Source organism: Paenibacillus sp. J31P13 (assembly GCF_056269295.1).
On record NZ_JBWDNR010000006.1, the window covers coordinates 198,941 to 215,466 of the forward strand.

Here is a 16,526-nt window from a genome sequence, read left to right on the forward strand (position 1 = left end):
AAGTGTAAGTTAAATGCTTAAACTATGCTTATATTTGAGGATGAACAGCCTTTACGCCCAAGGACGGAGAAGGCTGTTCATGCTGCTTACGAGATGATGAATTTAACGATTACAGCTACTGCGAAAATGACGGTCATAAAACCGAGCATACCGCCAAAGCCGAATACGACATCCATCAAGTCATGGCGAGGTTCTTCATTATAATGCTCGCGTGGATCTCTTACATTTTCCATTGTTGACGTCCTCCTTGAAAGGGACCGAATGCTTAAGTTACAACCATAAGCGGTCGTCTCTTTATGTAGTATCGGTTTATTCAGCTTTTATTAGTATACCCAAATTGGCAAACAGTTGTAAAGCAATTACCGGTGACAATTGTAAAACAAAAAAAGGCTCAACTATGCTAAAATGTGTACAGAATCGTATCGCAGTCGGAGGCGAGATCATGGAACATCAGGAAATAGATGGGTTGGAAGCCCAGCAGCAGCTTGCTGAAGCAAAAGAGACGATCCGGAACAAACTGGCTTTGCTTCCAGATCAATCAGGCTGTTACTTAATGAAGAACAGCGAAGGCCTCATTATTTATGTTGGGAAGGCGAAGGTACTCAAAAATCGAGTGCGTTCTTATTTTAACGGAAGCCATAACGGCAAGACACAGCGGCTCGTATCAGAAATTCGAGATTTTGAATTTATCGTCACCTCCAGCAATATGGAGGCTTTGATTCTAGAGTGTAATTTAATTAAGCAATATCAACCGCGTTATAACGTCCTCCTAAAGGATGACAAAACTTTTCCATATATTAAAATAACGAATGAAAAGCATCCAAAGCTTGAGGTTACTCGGCGTATCGTTAAGGATAAGGGAAAGTACTTTGGTCCCTATCCGAACGCTTACGCGGCGCAGCAGACTAAGAAGCTGCTCGATCGGTTATATCCGCTTCGCAAATGCAAAACATTGCCGGAGAAGGTATGTCTCTATTATCACCTTGGACAATGCATAGCACCATGCGAATTCGATGTGGAGCAGGCGCAATACGACATGATGATTCAGGAGATCACAAGGTTTTTGAACGGTGGTCAGGACGTGGTCAAAATCGAGCTGCAGCGCAAGATGGAGGAAGCAGCCGAGCAGCTTGAGTTCGAACGAGCTAAGGAATATCGTGATCAGCTCCTTGCCATTGATGCCGTTATGGAGAAACAAAAGATTACAATGTCTGATGCGCTTGACCGGGATATTTTTGGCTACGCAGTGGATAAGGGCTGGATGTGTGTGCAGATCTTATATATGCGTTCGGGTAAGCTCATCGAGAGACATGGGACGACCTTTCCTTACTATGGAGAGCAATACGATGATTTCATGACGTTCGTCACGCAATATTATAGCGATAATCCCGCACTGCCAAGGCAAATACTATTGCCGCTGCCTCCAGATGCAGAAGGCATAGCAGTGGCAGGTCAAACAGAGGATGGGGTTGTTGGAGCCTCAGTAACGGATGAGGCAGTCTCCACGCATGCTGACGACATCATAGCCTCTATGCACAGTTGGTTGAAGGTAAAGGTGTTAATGCCGCAGAGGGGCCGCAAGAGCGAGGTTGTGACGATGGCCACCGAGAATGCAAGGGTGATGCTGGATGAGAAGTTCCGCTTAATTGAACGGGACGAGGAGCGAAGTGTTAGAGCATCAGAATCGCTCGCAGGCTGGTTAGGGCTTGAGCAGGTGCACAGAATCGAAGCCTTTGATAACTCCAATATTCAAGGAACGAATCCCGTATCGGCTATGGTTGTCTTCACGGACGGCAAGCCGGATCGCAAGGAATATCGGAAATATAAGGTCAAAACCGTGCAAGGACCAGACGATTATGAAACGATGCGCGAGGTTATCAGGCGCCGCTACGAGCGTGTACTAAAGGATGAGCTGGTCGCTCCAGATCTGATTGTCGTCGATGGGGGCAAAGGACAAATATCGGCTGCCCTTGATGTGCTCCAGAATGAGCTGGGCTTGTTCATTCCGGTGTGCGGGCTTGTAAAGGATGCCAAGCATAAAACAGCGCAGCTAATGACAGGTGACCCCGCTGAGATTGTACCGCTGCCGCGCGACAGCCAAGAGTTTTATTTGCTGCAAAGAATACAAGATGAGGTGCATCGTTTTGCCATTACGTTTCACCGCGAGCAACGCGGGAAATCGATGGTTGATTCGAAGCTTGATTCTATACCAGGTATCGGAGAGAAACGCAGGAAGCTGCTGCTTAAGCACTTTGGTTCCATCAAAAAAATAAAAGAGGCCTCAGTCGAAGACTTTCGGCCCCTATCTATTGGTGAAAAATTAGCAGGAGAAATTATTGCTGCTCTAAGGGAGGAGTCGTCCTAATGGACGGCTTCTTTTCTTTTTTGATGCTGAAATGCTTAAGCACAAAAGCGATTATTACAGGCAATACGATGAAGAATATAGCTGAAATAATGTTAGGTGCTTTGCCAATCGTGAATAACGAGATACCAACCGCCACACTGTCGAATATGGCATGTGTGAACATCGCTGTAATCAATCCATATCGGATAAAGATATAGCTGAATATGAGTCCGATAATCATAAGCTCAATCAGCCTTGTCGTGGATGGATAGAACGGATACATGACATGACCGAGCGCCCAGAACAACGTTGGAAGAATCGCTGCGGCAAAGGTGTTCTTAAACCATTTGCGAAATAGACCAATACCAAAAAAGCGGAACACAGCTTCCTCAGAAATAGCAGCAGCCCAGGCGAGTACCGGCATGAGCCATAATACGGAGATATTATATGGCGACTGCGTTACATCGGATGTATCCCAAGTGCCGATTGAAAGTTTCAGTCCAATAAAGATAACAGCCTGAATGGCGAACAGGATGATAGCAAACAAATAACCTAAGCCCATGCCGCGCCATACATGATTGCCATAACCCGGTTGACCAAAGCGAGGCCATAGATCACGTCCCTGTGCTTTCCAAAGCCCGTCACCGGCTACTAGAGAGATGTAGATGGACGCTGCCATTGGGAACGTAAGCAGTACCGTAAATACGGCCGTGATGGCTACGGTTTGATCGGCCATGTTATTTTCCCCGAGTGAAGCTCTTATGCCATCCAAGACGTTTAAATTCATAATGATATAAGTAATGAAGTATACGATTGTCAAAATAATGCCGTATTTAAACGATGTAAATTTGCGATAAAGAACGGCGTAAATAATGGCTAAAATAAACAAAACGAAGCTCATGAAGAAATAGCCGAAGCTGGTAAGAAAGCTTGCCAGTTTGTCCTGGCTCTTCACATATTTGATGTAATCAGAAGGTGCAACAAAGGCTGGTTTGTAAGTGGTAATAAGGGCATGACCATCCACGCTTGATGCTTTTAAATCGACGGTCAATGCAGCTTTGTCGATTGTAAAGCCGGCTGGCTGTACGCCCCAAGTACCATTTTCATATAATTTAGCATTCTTAATATCAGCCGGGTTGAATTTCTTCTGTGTAAGAAAGGCTTTGATTTTCTCCTTTTCTTCAGCCTCTGACAGCTGTTCACCGCCAACAAGCAGATTCCAGGCCACGATTTGACCGCTTTGCATATGTACATAAACATAACCGCTTCCGCTCGACTCAAATTTGAGATCCACTTGGAAAGTATCCGTAGGGAAACTGGCATCATATCGATCACTGTAGGTTTGGGCTAGCTTTTCTTTAGAGAGATAACCGTTCATCACCTTGTCTGATTGGTGTACAGCTTTAGCTGATTTTACACGAAGTCCGGTTTCCTTCTGGACAAATTCAGTGGCTTGCAGCTCAGCAGCTGATTTCTCAAGAACTTTCGTGTTGTATTCGCCAGATGAAATGGAATTAATCATGGGGATTATATCTACAGCTGAATAAATAAAGAAGCAAGCGATCGCTGCCCAAATGAATCTTTTCCATTCCTTCGGTCTAATTGAATCAATCATCGGTTCACCTCTATTGTCTATATTATAGAATTCCTATTTGCTTACCTTATCATATTAATCCCTGATTTATCCAATGGAATAGTAAGTTTCTTTTCTTAAAAATGAGAAATAACGATATCCGTCAAGCTTATTGCATGCTGCGGTAGCGAATTGCCCTGATTTGGTCTAATATCGCCTGTTTATAGGTAATGCAAGCTTTGTACTAAACTACATTAGGGATTATAATCGTTAACGTCATACTAATAGAATAGCAAAGCCGAATTTCCGAAGGAAAACGGGGAAACCATAAAGCTGACGCAAAAAAATGAATGTGATGGGTAGTCGAACTATCCAATGCGGCGGCATGGGGTGAATTTTGGCGGGAAGTTACACTAACCGCTGAATAGGGCAGCCTGACCAGGCCCGAATCCGACAGCTAACCTCGTAGGCGAAATGGATCAGGACTCATCGCACAAGCACTTGAGTTTCCAGTGCTTTTTTTTGTGCCTGCTAATAGCTGCATTACTCAAATGACATAGGAAAAAGAAGGCTGATTATGAAGATGAACTTGAAGGTGCTGACGTGGTCACCTCCACGAATCCTTGTTAGTGGATTCGCACTTATTATTTTACTGGGAGCCTGTTTATTATCCATGCCCTTCGCTTCAGCGAATGGCACCAGGCTGCCATTTATTGATGCGCTGTTCACGGCCACATCGGCTACATGCGTGACAGGGCTCGTAGTTGTGGATACGGGAACGTATTTCTCCACGGCTGGTCAGGTTATATTGATGGTTCTATTTCAACTCGGCGGGTTAGGATTCATGACGATGGCCACCTTAGTTGCTCTTGTTCTTCGTAAAAAGATTTCACTTAGAGAGCGGTTATTGCTGCAGGAAGCGATGAATCAATCCAGCATGGAAGGAATCGTTCGATTAATACAACGAGTCATTATTTATTCGTTATCCATCGAAATCGTCGGCGCTGCGTTATTTGCATCTCGGTTTGCAGCGGATATGCCTCTTGGGAAAGCCATTTATTATGGTGCATTTCATTCGATATCTGCTTTTAACAACGCCGGCTTTGATATATTTGGTCATTATCAGAGTCTTACCGCATATGTATCTGATCCCATTGTGAACATCACTGCCATGCTGCTCGTTATTTTTGGAGGACTCGGATTTGTCGTTATGTCCGATCTGATGGAGTGGCGCAAAAATCACAAGCTTTCCTTACACAGTAAGGTTGTACTAACGATGTCGGGTACCCTAATTGCTGCAGGTACTATCGTTATTTTTATATTCGAGTTTTCCAATAGTTTGACGCTAGGCTCACTCGATTGGGGCGGTAAAATCCTATCAGCCTTTTTCCAATCCGTTATGCCAAGGACGGCAGGATACAATTCACTTGATTTAGCGGCACTTCGTCAAGCCACTCAATTTTTTATCATTATATTAATGTTTATAGGCGCTTCTCCCGGTTCTACTGGGGGTGGAATCAAGACAACAACCTTTGCTGTGCTGATGGGGGCGGTTATCGCGATGATTCGCGGCCGTGAAGATATTGTCTTGTTCCGTTACAGACTAGGAAAAGATCGGATTTTTAAGGCGCTTACCATTACGTTGCTTTCACTTGCACTTGTTATCGTGGTGACGATGCTCTTATCCATGATTGAAGGTCAAAAGTTTTTGTATATTTTATTTGAAGCTACCTCAGCCTTTGCGACAGTAGGGTTAACTCTCGGCTTGACGCCAGAGCTTTCCGAGGTGAGTAAGATAATCATTGCACTTACGATGTTTGCCGGACGGCTTGGACCATTAACGCTCGCATATGCGCTCGGTCCACGTACAGACAAAGAATTGTATCGGCATCCTGAAGGCAAAATTACGATTGGATAGGAGAATAGGCTAGTGGCAATTAAGAAAAGTCAATTCGTTATAATAGGTCTTGGGAGATTTGGATCGAGCTTAGGACGCGAGTTGGTTCAGCTTGGACATGAGGTGCTCGGTATAGATAAGGATGAGGAAGCGGTTCAAGATATGAGCAATGTGTTGACGCATGCCGTATCTGCTGAGTGTACGGATGAAGAAACATTGCGTTCTTTAGGGGTGCGCAACTTTGATTGCGGCGTTGTTGCAATCGGTGACGATATACAAGCTAGTATTTTGACTGCGATTTTGCTCAAGGATCTCGGTGTTAAGAAGGTCGTAGCCAAAGCAATGAGTGAATTGCATGGACGCGTACTTGAGAAGCTCGACGTTGATCGTGTTGTGTATCCGGAGCGTGATATGGGCATTCGGGTTGCTCATCAGCTTGTTTCGCCTAATTTGCTTGATTATATTGAGCTGTCAAAAGATTATACGATCGCTGAGCTTGCTGTTCCGTCAAACTTAAATGGCAAATCACTGAGCGATCTTAACCTGCGGGCAAAATTCGGCTGCAGCATCGTCGCAATTAATAAGCCGGAAGGGATGATTATCGCGCCTACCGCAACGGATTTACTTGATATTCGCGATATTATGGTTATTATTGGTACAAATGAGCAAATTGAAAGCTTTGAGACAGCTATTTATAGGTAGAGATAAAGAGATGTGGATTTAGAGATCTAATAATGGTAAGAATGTAGGACAAGTGCTTTTAATAGCGCTTGTCCTTTTGTGTAACGAAGCTTGCAGCAAGCTCATTGATCCATAAACGAACGGATGGGCTTAACGCTGTTGAATCTGCATGAATAAGCGATGTCGTTCTTTTTGTATCCTCCAGCTCACGAATAGGGACGACCACTAGCTCATTATCCTCAAGCTGTTGATGACGCATATAGGAATGAGGCAGCAAAGTAGCAGCTCTGCATGTATGCAGCAAACGCAATATCGCTTCAAAGGAGTCAATCTCCATGCGGACATCAGGCTGAAGATGGTATTTATCGAATACCTCATCCGTCAGAAGTCTGAACCAAGTTCCTTTGGAGAATAAGATCATCGGCATCCCGGTTAAATCTTGTATGCCTAGCTTGTCTTTATCAGCAATGATTTGATTTCTTGGAAGCACTAGCGATAAATGATCCTCAAATAAAGGAATGCAGCGCAGTGTAGAATCCTCAATACTGGAAGCGACAATGCCGATATCCGCTTTGTGATCGCGTACAAGTGATACTATCTCATGAGTTTTACCTGTAACGGCAGTAATATCGATTTCTGGATGGTTAGAGGTAAGGTTTTGAATGAGATCGGGAAGCGTCGTTTGCAGTGTAGTCAAGCTGGCGCCAATCGTCAGAGTCGTATGACCAGTTGCTGTAAATTCAGATAATGTATGCAAATATTTGCGGTGCAGCTGTCTTAGCTCAAGCGCATATTCGTATGTTAATTGACCGATGCGGGTAAGCTCAAGACGCTTGCCGATGCGGCGAAACAGTGGAGCTCCTATCTCTTGTTCGAGCTTAGCAATTTTGCGTGAGAGCGCAGGCTGAGACAAATTGAGAAGGCCAGAAGCCTTATTCATACTGGACTGTTCCACGATGACCGTAAACACATGCATCTCTTCATTCATGAAAAGACCCCCTTATGTCGTTTTGTTATAAGAAATTATAAAAAATAAGCAATTCCATTATAAGATGAAAAGGAGTAGGATGGGAAGTGTGACTAATATGTGTCGAAGTTTGTTGACTGGGATACACGGTGAGGTTACAATGTAGAATGATTTGTCTGGCGTGAAAGACTAGCTGGCTTCTTTTTTGCGGGGGGAGTACACGTTTCGCGCAGAAATATAAGTAATATATAGATTCAGTCTATATACGCTTATATTTTTATGAAGAAAAGAAAGACAGAACTGACAGTATTGAAAGGAGAAGGAATGACATGAAAGGAAATTCGTATTTCTCGCGCAAGCTTCACTCGCTTCTCGGGATCATTCCGCTCGGCATGTTTATCGTCGTGCATGGTTTGACCAACTACCAGGCGTTTGAACGCGGACCTGAAGGCTTTGCGAAAGGTGTTAATTTTGTCAATAGCATGCCATTGCTGCCGTTGCTCGAGATTTTCGGCATTTATCTCCCGCTTTTGTTCCATGGTATTTACGGCTTGTATGTCGCTTACCAATCGAACACAAACACGGGACGCTTTAAATACGGCCGGAACTGGGCATTTACTGCACAGCGCGTAACAGGAGTTATTACTTTTGTATTCGTATTCTGGCATGTATACGAAACACGTTTTCAAGTTTACTTAGGAAAAGTTACGCATGAGGAGCTTGGCTCATTGATGCATGACATTGCAACGAACCCTGTAACGTTTACGCTTTATGTAATCGGTGTAGTTGCTGCTATTTTCCACTTCAGTAATGGTCTATGGGCATTCTTGATTAGCTGGGGTATTACGATTAATCCTAGAGCTCAAAAAGTTTCTTCGTACATTTGTATGGGTATTTTTGTTATCGTTACTGCACTCTTCATTCTTTCGCTGGTTGCTTTCACAGGCGATGAATTTAAAGAAGCTGCTAGTGCCGCGTTGGCATGGACGAATATCGGATAGTTTGTAGACAAGGAGCGAAGCGTTATGGCTAAAAATAAAATTATTATCATAGGCGGCGGACTTGCCGGCTTGATGGCTACTATTAAAGCGGCAGAAGCAGGCGTGCACGTCGATCTGTTCTCCATTGTGCCGGTCAAACGTTCCCATTCCGTATGCGCGCAAGGTGGTATTAACGGCGCCGTTAATACAAAAGGCGAAGGCGATTCTACATGGGAGCATTTCGATGATACAGTATACGGCGGTGACTTCCTAGCGAATCAGCCACCGGTTAAAGCAATGTGTGATGCAGCACCTGGTATTATCCACTTGATGGACCGTATGGGCGTTATGTTCAGCCGTACATCAGAGGGCTTGCTGGACTTCCGTCGTTTCGGCGGTACAAAGCATTCACGTACTGCATTCGCAGGAGCAACAACAGGTCAACAACTGCTTTATGCATTGGACGAGCAAGTTCGTCGTTGGGAAGCAGCAGGCTTGGTAAATAAATTCGAACACTGGGAATTCCTTGGCGCAGTTGTTGATGACGACGGTGTATGCCGCGGCGTCTCTGCACAAGATTTGCGTTCGATGGAAATTCATACGGTTCGTGCAGATGCGGTTATTATGGCATCAGGCGGTCCCGGCATTATTTTCGGAAAAACAACGAACTCCGTTATTAACACAGGTACAGCTGCAAGTGCAGTTTACCAACAAGGTGTTAATTACGCGAATGGCGAGTTCATTCAAATTCACCCGACTGCGATTCCAGGGGATGACAAGCTTCGCTTGATGTCCGAATCAGCGCGTGGTGAAGGCGGACGGATTTGGACTTACAAAGACGGCAAGCCTTGGTACTTCTTGGAAGAGAAATATCCAGCTTACGGAAACTTGGTACCGCGTGATATTGCAACACGTGAAATCTTTAGCGTCTGTGTCGATCAGAAGCTAGGCATCAACCAAGAAAACATGGTTTACCTTGATTTGTCTCATAAGGATCCGAAGGAGCTTGACGTTAAGCTTGGCGGTATTATCGAGATCTATGAGAAATTCATGGGTGACGATCCTCGGAAAATTCCGATGAAGATCTTCCCAGCGGTTCACTATTCAATGGGCGGCATGTGGGTTGATTACAATCAAATGACGAACATTCCAGGTCTATTCGCAGCTGGCGAGTGTGAGTATCAATACCATGGCGGTAACCGTCTTGGCGCTAACTCCTTGCTATCCGCTATTTACGGCGGTATGGTAGCTGGACCGAAAGCTGTCGAATATATTAAAGGTTTGAAAAAATCGGCTGAGGATATTGCTTCCTCCGTGTTTGATCGCGAGAACAAACGTCAAACCGATAAGTTCAACAGCATTCTCAAAATGAACGGCAATGAAAACGCCTATGTTATTCACAAAGAACTTGGCGAAATCATGACTAACAACATGACCGTTGTACGTTTTAACGATAAGCTGGAAGCTACGATCGTTAAGATCAAAGAGCTGAAACAGCGTTATGCAAACATCAACATCAATGATACTTCAGCTTGGAACAATGCGGGCGTTGCTTTCACTCGTCAACTATGGAACATGCTTGAGCTATCAGAAGCTATGACAAAAGGCGCGCTTCTACGTGATGAGAGCCGCGGTGCTCACTACAAGCCTGATTTCCCAGAACGTGATGACGACCATTTCATGAAGACAACAATTGCGAAATGGACGAAAGAGGGACCAGAAATCTCGTATGAGGATATCGATGTTAGCTTGATTAAACCTCGTAAACGCGATTACTCAAGCGATAAGAAGAAAGGAGAATAAAGATGGCTGAAACAACTGTTGCTAAAAAAACGGTTAAATTCATCATTACCCGTCAAGATACTCCCGAATCAGCGCCTTATACGGAAGAATTCGAAATTCCATACCGTGCGAATATGAACGTCATAAGCGGACTTATGGAGATTCAACGTAATCCGAAAAAATCGGATGGTGCTAGTACAGCACCTGTATGCTGGGAATCGAACTGTTTGGAAGAAGTATGCGGAGCATGCTCCATGGTCATCAATGGCAAGCCTCGTCAAGCGTGCAGCGCGCTTATCGATAAGCTGGAGCAGCCTGTAAGACTTGAGCCAATGCGTACTTTCCCAGTAGTTCGTGACCTTGTTATTAACCGTGAGCGCATGTTTGGTGCGTTGAAACGCGTTAAGGCATGGATTCCGATTGATGGTACCTATAACCTAGGTCCAGGTCCGCGTATGGCAGAAACCAAACGCCAATGGGCATATGAGCTATCTAAATGTATGACATGCGGTGTTTGTCTTGAAGCTTGCCCTAACGTGAATGATCGGAACAGCTTTATCGGTCCAGCAGCAATTTCTCAGGTTCGTTTGTTCAACTCCCATCCAACTGGTGAGATGAATAAAGAGGAACGTCTGGATGCGCTTATGACTGATGGCGGTATCGAAGGTTGCGGTAACTCGCAAAACTGTGTGCGCGCATGTCCGAAGGGCATTCCGCTTACGACTTCCATTGCAGCAATCAACAAAGATACAACGAAACATTTGTTCAAAAAATGGCTTGGCGTATAGAGCCGGCTAACTATAGAGGAGCTCTCGATTTTATCGAGAGTTCTTTTTTTATTTGATAGTGATTATTATTATCAATGATAATGGATTGGAAAACTCTTGTCAATCTGCTGAGTGATGATGAGTATGAGCTCCGAAGCTTCAAATAAATCGTACATAACAGCCACAAGCTGGTCGGTAAAAGAATACTGCAAAAAACAACTTATGATTAAGCTCTAGTGTGGAATAGTTCAAACGCAGCCATAGGATAGGAATGATCGCCTCGCTTTGGAATAACTCCCTTCATTAATCTTACTTCCCCCCTAACTGTTGAAATAGTTCTACTTTTTATAGTATCGGGTTAACGGTTCTCAGCTTCTAAAAAGTCAAGGGAACTATTAACGATTTTTATATTTTACCTAATCAAAAATGGATAATTTTAACTAGTAATAAAGTTCCTTCTTTTATTTGGAATAAAGTTTTATAATATTTAATGAAATTTGTAATAAAATTTCAAATGGAGGAATTGGTGCGAGAAACGTACCATTCATAATCTTTTAACTAGAATGGGGAGGTAATGGTGAAATGACAAGCAAAAAAAGTAAAAGAATGGTTTCCTCGCTGCTTAGTATGGTTATACTGCTGGTTTTGATTATGCCGATAGGTCAGGTTTTTGCGGAGGGTACAATGGACAATCCAACGGATACTTCAAGTAATGAATCCAGTAGCAGCCTTGCACCTGTGGTGCTGGAGGACTTTGAAAATGGACTCAATCGGTATTTACCATCAGCAGGAGCACAATTTAATACGGCCGAGGTCAGCATTGAAACGGATGAAGATCTGGTTCGTTTTGGCAATGGAGCACTAAAGCTAAAATATGATTTTACAGGTAAGCCGGGTACTTCAGGTGCTTATCTGCAAACGGCAAGCGAAGAGAATAATATCGAAATTCCTGGCTACCCCAAAAAAATAAGCATGTGGGTTTACGGAGATGGCAAGGAGCACTGGTTGCGTGCACAGCTGCGCGACAGCAAGGGAACGATCCCGCTGAACTTTGTAGAGCAGAATGTAGGCATCGACTGGGTAGGATGGAGATACTTAGAGGTTGATGTTCCTGAAGGTAGAACGCTTCCGCTAACGATGGATATGCCAGTACGCTACATGGAGCCGTCAGGAGATAAGAAAGATGCTGGAGTGATCTATGTGGATCAGATTCGTGCTTTGTACGCGCCAAATGAGGATGATTTGGAGCCGCCAATTCTGAAAGGCTTCTCCCCGGCGGAAGGAGAAACGATTCATATGAATCAGCCGGTTATTATGGTCTATGCGGAAGATGTCGGCTATGATCCCGTCAAACACCCAGAGACGACGCTTATTGATCCGGATCGTATGCGTTTTTATCTAGATGGTGTACGAGTTCAGCATATGCTGAATTCCAGTGACGGTAAAATTCAATACACGCCAACAAGTCCGCTGGCTGATGGTATTCATGAAGCAAAGGTTACTGTAAGAGATCTGGCTGGCAATATGACTACTCGAAGCTGGACTTTTAATATCGATACAGGCTCTTCAAAATTGTTATACGATACACCCCAGCGTTTATATACAGGTAATACGTACACGATAGATATTAAGGGTATGAAGTCCTCGGATATTAATGGAGGACAAATCAAATTCGCTTTTGATCCCTCTAAGGTAGAAAACTTGCAATTTATCATAGGGACCAAGCTGAATGCGTCCCAGGCACAAGCAGAGATGGATAGCTCCAAAGGTACGGTTACCGTAACCATGGATAAGCTGAACGGCGCTTTGACAGATGACGATTTGATCGGTCAGATTCAATACGCTGTGAAGAAGGATGCTACTGGTACGAATGTCATTGCTTTTGAATCAGGTTCTGTCTCATTTGTTAGTTCAGGGGGTAACAGCTATAGCTTCTTCGGATTCCCATTGACCTCCGAAATCAAAAGCGGTTTGTCAATTAGCTGGCAAGAGAATGGAAATGTAGAAGGTTTTGAGACTGTATTGACTGTGGTTGATGAAATGGGGTCTCCAGCTGCGGGTGCGCAAATAATGGCCGATGGAATGATGATCGGATCTACGAACAGTAATGGCAAGTTGATCACAAGCATACTCACTTCAGAAGTGAAAACGTATTCAATTCAAACGGTAAAGGGGAATTTGTATAGTCCAGTGACCGATTTCAAGGTATCGCCGCTCTCAGGCACGGCAATACCTTACAATATAAACGTAAGCATGGGTGAGGATCCAACTGTTACACGAGGCTTTACATGGCACACGAACCCGGGCACGGAAGCTACAGTCATCGAAATTGTGAAGGAGTCTGAATTCAGTCGTTTTGACGAAAAAAATGTTATGAAAGTTGTCGGAACCAGTTCATTGTATCAATCGCTCGATATTGGAACGGTAAGGGTGCATAAAGCGTCTGTCACAGGCTTAGAGCCAGGCACTGCTTATGTGTATCGAGTCGGGGATGACAATGGCAGCTATAGTCCGCAAGGGACATTCAAAACAACAGAGATCGCGGGAGAACATACGAAATTTTTATATTTTGCAGATTCTCAGGCTGCGGATATTCCTGGATTTCAATTATGGGGCAACACGGTGAAAACAGCATTTGCGAACGTTCCTGATGCGGAGTTTATGGTTCATGCGGGTGATATGGTTGAGAAGGGCTTTAATGAACAAGAATGGAAATGGTGGTTCAGCGAAGCTCAAGAGGCTCTGTTGCATACGACTTTGGTTAGTGCTATTGGCAATCATGAGGTTATGGGCAACAGAGAGAGTAATGATTTCTTGGAGCATTTTAACCAACCAGGCAATGGAGTAGAAAGCCTAAAGGGGAGTAACTTTTCATTTGACTACAAGGAAGTTCATTTCATGGTTCTAAATAGTGAATATCAATATGAGGAGCAGGAGAAATGGCTGGAGAAGGATTTGTCCAAAACAAATAAAAAGTGGAAAATTGCTATTTTTCATCGGGGACCCTATGGCAGTATTTACGACACTGCAGACATTAGACGGCTTTGGGCTCCTGTTCTAGAGGAGCATAAGGTGGATCTTGTGCTGAATGGGCATGATCATATTTATTTACGCACATATCCGATGCTGAATAATGAAATAACTGCAGATGGTAAGGGGACGACGTATGTCATTGCTGGCTCAACAGGGCCAAAGTTCTATTCGCAAACGAAGAGAGAATGGCAGCGGGTGACAGATGAGGAGAAGACACAAATGTATGCTTCCGTAGATATTACAGGTGATGAGTTGAAATTCGTAACGCAAACGGTGAGCGGGCGCATTGTTGATGAATTCACTTTGACCAAGGGTAATGACATCCCGGTTATTCCACCAGTACAACCAGATACTTCGACAGGAGAGAAGGACGAATGGATAGTCAGTGCGAGTGAACTGGAGTCGCTTATAGCCAAGGGAAATGTTGTTTTTAATACGGACAAACCATTTCAAGAAATAATCTTTCCAGGTTATGCAGCTAATCTTCTTAAAAACAACGCTGTAACGGTTAACGCTACAAATGTATCGTTCATCCTGCCAGCTGAACTTTTCAGTACTATGAGCAAGTTGATTCCTGATGATGAACGGGGAGGAAGCACGATTAAATTGCAAGCATCCCGAATAACGGGAGATGAGCTAGCAGCGTGGTTGGCTAATGCTGAAAATAATTCCGTTGCCTCGCTTACAATAGGAAGTGATCTGTTGAAATTTAGCTTTAGCATCACAACAAGTGCAGGGAAAACATACACCTTACCTCAGTTGAACAAAGCAATAACGATTCTTTTACCGGTATCTACAAGCTTGAATAGCAAACTCTCAGGCATTTACGGAGCGGATGAGAACGGCAAGCTTATTTATTTAGCTGGGACATGGGAGAACGGTAAGTTGAAATTAGAGATCTCTGAGCTTGCTCATACTTATGGAGTGTTGGAATTTAATAAATCATATGAAGATACAACCTCACACTGGATCAATCCAGTCATTAAGGAACTAGCTGCGAAGCATGTGATTGAAGGGATCAGCAAGAAGCAGTTTGCTCCAAATCGATCCATGACTCGAGCGGAGATGACGGCTATGCTTGTTCGATTACTAGATTTGAAGGGGAACGGTTCTACTCCGTTTACCGACATTTCTGCTGATAAGTGGTACGCGGATTCGGTATCAGCAGCTGTTCAAGCCGGCATTGTAAAAGGTGTTGGAGAGAAAAGTTTTATGCCAAACGCCCCCATTACAAGACAAGATGCAGTAGCTATGGTTGTAAGGGCATTCGAAGTAGCAGGCGGACAAATGACATCAGAGAGTATGCAGCTTCCATTCTCCGACTTAAATGCATCCCCTGCTTGGGTGAAGGAATATGTAGCATTGGCTTTCTCTCTTGGCCTTATCGAGGGACAGTCGAATCAGCAGTTCAACCCCGAAGGGATTGCTACCCGTGCTGAAGGAGCGCAGTTGATCTTTAATATTTTAAATAAGCTATCATCGTAGAAGGATAATATGGATCATATGTCATTCACAGATTGCCCAAATGTCTCAGACCTTTGTTTGAATAGGTCTGAGGCATTTTTTTTGCATGATTTATAAAGATGCAGTATTTCTTTTATATGCCGCTGGTGTTAAGCCTGTAAATTTCTTAAACATCCGGTGAAAATGAGGCAGGCTCTCGAAGCCGCATTGTTCTGCAATAAGCCTTACATTGGCATCGCTCGCCAGCAGTAACTCTTTCGCAAGTATGATGCGCTTAGCTGTTACGTACTCGGTTACATTCATGCCGGTCAATGACTTGAAGACGCGGGAGAAATGAGCGGGTGTAACGGCTGCCATCTGAGCAAGCGTAGACAAGCCAAGGGGAGCCTCTGGGTGCTGGTCGATATGAAGCAAAATGCTTCGCATCCATTGCGGCCCAATCAAAGCAGATTCTGTGCTGTTAGCGTCACGCTCTGGAAGCGTGTGAGGTAAGCTGCTACGGTTCAATAACAGGAGTATTTGCTCGAGCTTAAGCAGCACAGCCTGCCGATAACCAGCCTGCTGCTCCTGTCGCTCAATCTGAAGCTCGTCGATAAGTTTCTCGAGTTTTACTTGCTCAAGATTGCTTGGCTCAAGCTTATATCTTTTTAGCTTTTTGGCTTGCTCAAAGCAGCGCAGATAAGAAAACGAGTCGCCTAATGAGGCTGTTTGGACGAATAAAGTACTGAAGAAAATAGCAGTCGATGTAACGGGCTCTATTTTATCCGGGAGTGAGCGATGGATGGTGTTTCCTGGGATAATGAACAGGTCGCCGCGCTTCATGTCATAAAAAGTTTGATCAATGAAAAAGGTGCCTTTTCCTTCATAAATATAGACCAGCTCATACCAATCATGAAGATGATCGGGAAGCTCAGTCTGCCAATGTTTTTTATCTCTATAGTTGCAATCGAATGGGAAGGGAGAGCTGAAATCGAATTGTTTGCGAAATGGTTTCATAAATGTCCTTCTTCATGCTGAATTGGGTGATTTTAAGTATAG

The 16,526-nt window shown here is 44.1% G+C and carries 11 protein-coding genes and 1 riboswitch; of the genes, 7 read left to right on the forward strand and 4 right to left on the reverse strand.

Annotated features, from left to right (window positions below):
• Nucleotides 1-86: 86 nt before the first annotated feature.
• Nucleotides 87-233: a YqzM family protein gene (locus AC0YOD_RS20680; protein WP_475801218.1), complete on the reverse strand. Its 147-nt coding sequence runs from the start codon at nucleotides 231-233 to the stop codon at nucleotides 87-89.
• Nucleotides 234-442: 209 nt separating this feature from the next.
• On the opposite strand from AC0YOD_RS20680, the gene uvrC reads away from it, so the two are divergent.
• On the forward strand, nucleotides 443-2,365 hold the full coding sequence (gene uvrC, locus AC0YOD_RS20685; protein WP_475801219.1) for an excinuclease ABC subunit UvrC: 1,923 nt from the start codon (nucleotides 443-445) through the stop codon (nucleotides 2,363-2,365).
• Here uvrC and AC0YOD_RS20690 read toward each other — a convergent pair.
• Nucleotides 2,334-3,959 (reverse strand): CPBP family intramembrane glutamic endopeptidase, encoded by a 1,626-nt coding sequence (locus AC0YOD_RS20690; RefSeq protein WP_475801220.1) that lies wholly within the window; start codon nucleotides 3,957-3,959, stop codon nucleotides 2,334-2,336. The genes uvrC and AC0YOD_RS20690 overlap by 32 nt on opposite strands.
• Nucleotides 3,960-4,203: 244 nt before the next feature.
• A riboswitch (cyclic di-AMP (ydaO/yuaA leader) is annotated at nucleotides 4,204-4,404 on the forward strand.
• 90 nt (nucleotides 4,405-4,494) lie between these two features.
• Between AC0YOD_RS20690 and AC0YOD_RS20695 the strand changes: the two genes are divergently transcribed.
• Together AC0YOD_RS20695 and AC0YOD_RS20700 are read left to right on the forward strand one after the other, a co-directional pair.
• Complete coding sequence (locus tag AC0YOD_RS20695) at nucleotides 4,495-5,835, forward strand: TrkH family potassium uptake protein (protein WP_475801221.1); 1,341 nt, start codon at nucleotides 4,495-4,497, stop codon at nucleotides 5,833-5,835.
• An 18-nt stretch (nucleotides 5,836-5,853) separates the two neighbouring features.
• Nucleotides 5,854-6,516 carry a potassium channel family protein gene (locus AC0YOD_RS20700; protein ID WP_475801301.1) on the forward strand — a complete coding sequence of 221 codons (663 nt, stop codon included), beginning with the start codon at nucleotides 5,854-5,856 and terminating at the stop codon, nucleotides 6,514-6,516.
• A gap of 58 nt (nucleotides 6,517-6,574) precedes the next feature.
• On the opposite strand, the gene AC0YOD_RS20705 is transcribed toward AC0YOD_RS20700, so the two are convergent.
• Nucleotides 6,575-7,483 carry a LysR family transcriptional regulator gene (locus AC0YOD_RS20705; RefSeq protein WP_475801222.1) on the reverse strand — a complete coding sequence of 303 codons (909 nt, stop codon included), beginning with the start codon at nucleotides 7,481-7,483 and terminating at the stop codon, nucleotides 6,575-6,577.
• A gap of 308 nt (nucleotides 7,484-7,791) precedes the next feature.
• On the opposite strand from AC0YOD_RS20705, the gene AC0YOD_RS20710 reads away from it, so the two are divergent.
• The 4 genes from AC0YOD_RS20710 to AC0YOD_RS20725 all read left to right on the forward strand — a co-directional run bounded on the left by AC0YOD_RS20710 (nucleotide 7,792) and on the right by AC0YOD_RS20725 (nucleotide 15,509).
• On the forward strand, nucleotides 7,792-8,463 hold the full coding sequence (locus tag AC0YOD_RS20710) for a succinate dehydrogenase cytochrome b558 subunit (protein WP_475801223.1): 672 nt from the start codon (nucleotides 7,792-7,794) through the stop codon (nucleotides 8,461-8,463).
• Between the two features lie 24 nt (nucleotides 8,464-8,487).
• A complete protein-coding gene (gene sdhA, locus AC0YOD_RS20715) occupies nucleotides 8,488-10,245 on the forward strand; it encodes a succinate dehydrogenase flavoprotein subunit (protein ID WP_475801224.1) in 1,758 nt (585 codons plus the stop codon).
• 2 nt (nucleotides 10,246-10,247) lie between these two features.
• Entirely contained in the window at nucleotides 10,248-11,012 is a 765-nt protein-coding gene (gene sdhB / locus AC0YOD_RS20720) for a succinate dehydrogenase iron-sulfur subunit (RefSeq protein WP_475801225.1), read from the forward strand.
• 561 nt (nucleotides 11,013-11,573) lie between these two features.
• Nucleotides 11,574-15,509 carry an S-layer homology domain-containing protein gene (locus AC0YOD_RS20725; RefSeq protein ID WP_475801226.1) on the forward strand — a complete coding sequence of 1,312 codons (3,936 nt, stop codon included), beginning with the start codon at nucleotides 11,574-11,576 and terminating at the stop codon, nucleotides 15,507-15,509.
• 90 nt (nucleotides 15,510-15,599) lie between these two features.
• Here AC0YOD_RS20725 and AC0YOD_RS20730 read toward each other — a convergent pair whose 3' ends face one another.
• Nucleotides 15,600-16,484 carry a helix-turn-helix domain-containing protein gene (locus AC0YOD_RS20730; RefSeq protein ID WP_475801227.1) on the reverse strand — a complete coding sequence of 295 codons (885 nt, stop codon included), beginning with the start codon at nucleotides 16,482-16,484 and terminating at the stop codon, nucleotides 15,600-15,602.
• Nucleotides 16,485-16,526 lie beyond the last annotated feature (42 nt).

What these genes read in the sequence shown, in the direction of transcription:
- sdhA (WP_475801224.1), top strand. Translation starts at nt 8,488, where the DNA reads ATGGCTAAAAATAAAATTATTATCATAGGCGGCGGACTTGCCGGCTTG.
- AC0YOD_RS20695 (WP_475801221.1), top strand. Translation starts at nt 4,495, where the DNA reads ATGAAGATGAACTTGAAGGTGCTGACGTGGTCACCTCCACGAATCCTT.
- sdhB (WP_475801225.1), top strand. Translation starts at nt 10,248, where the DNA reads ATGGCTGAAACAACTGTTGCTAAAAAAACGGTTAAATTCATCATTACC.
- AC0YOD_RS20730 (WP_475801227.1), bottom strand. Translation starts at nt 16,484, where the DNA reads ATGAAACCATTTCGCAAACAATTCGATTTCAGCTCTCCCTTCCCATTC.
- AC0YOD_RS20690 (WP_475801220.1), bottom strand. Translation starts at nt 3,959, where the DNA reads ATGATTGATTCAATTAGACCGAAGGAATGGAAAAGATTCATTTGGGCA.
- AC0YOD_RS20725 (WP_475801226.1), top strand. Translation starts at nt 11,574, where the DNA reads ATGACAAGCAAAAAAAGTAAAAGAATGGTTTCCTCGCTGCTTAGTATG.
- uvrC (WP_475801219.1), top strand. Translation starts at nt 443, where the DNA reads ATGGAACATCAGGAAATAGATGGGTTGGAAGCCCAGCAGCAGCTTGCT.
- AC0YOD_RS20705 (WP_475801222.1), bottom strand. Translation starts at nt 7,483, where the DNA reads ATGAATGAAGAGATGCATGTGTTTACGGTCATCGTGGAACAGTCCAGT.
- AC0YOD_RS20710 (WP_475801223.1), top strand. Translation starts at nt 7,792, where the DNA reads ATGAAAGGAAATTCGTATTTCTCGCGCAAGCTTCACTCGCTTCTCGGG.
- AC0YOD_RS20680 (WP_475801218.1), bottom strand. Translation starts at nt 233, where the DNA reads ATGGAAAATGTAAGAGATCCACGCGAGCATTATAATGAAGAACCTCGC.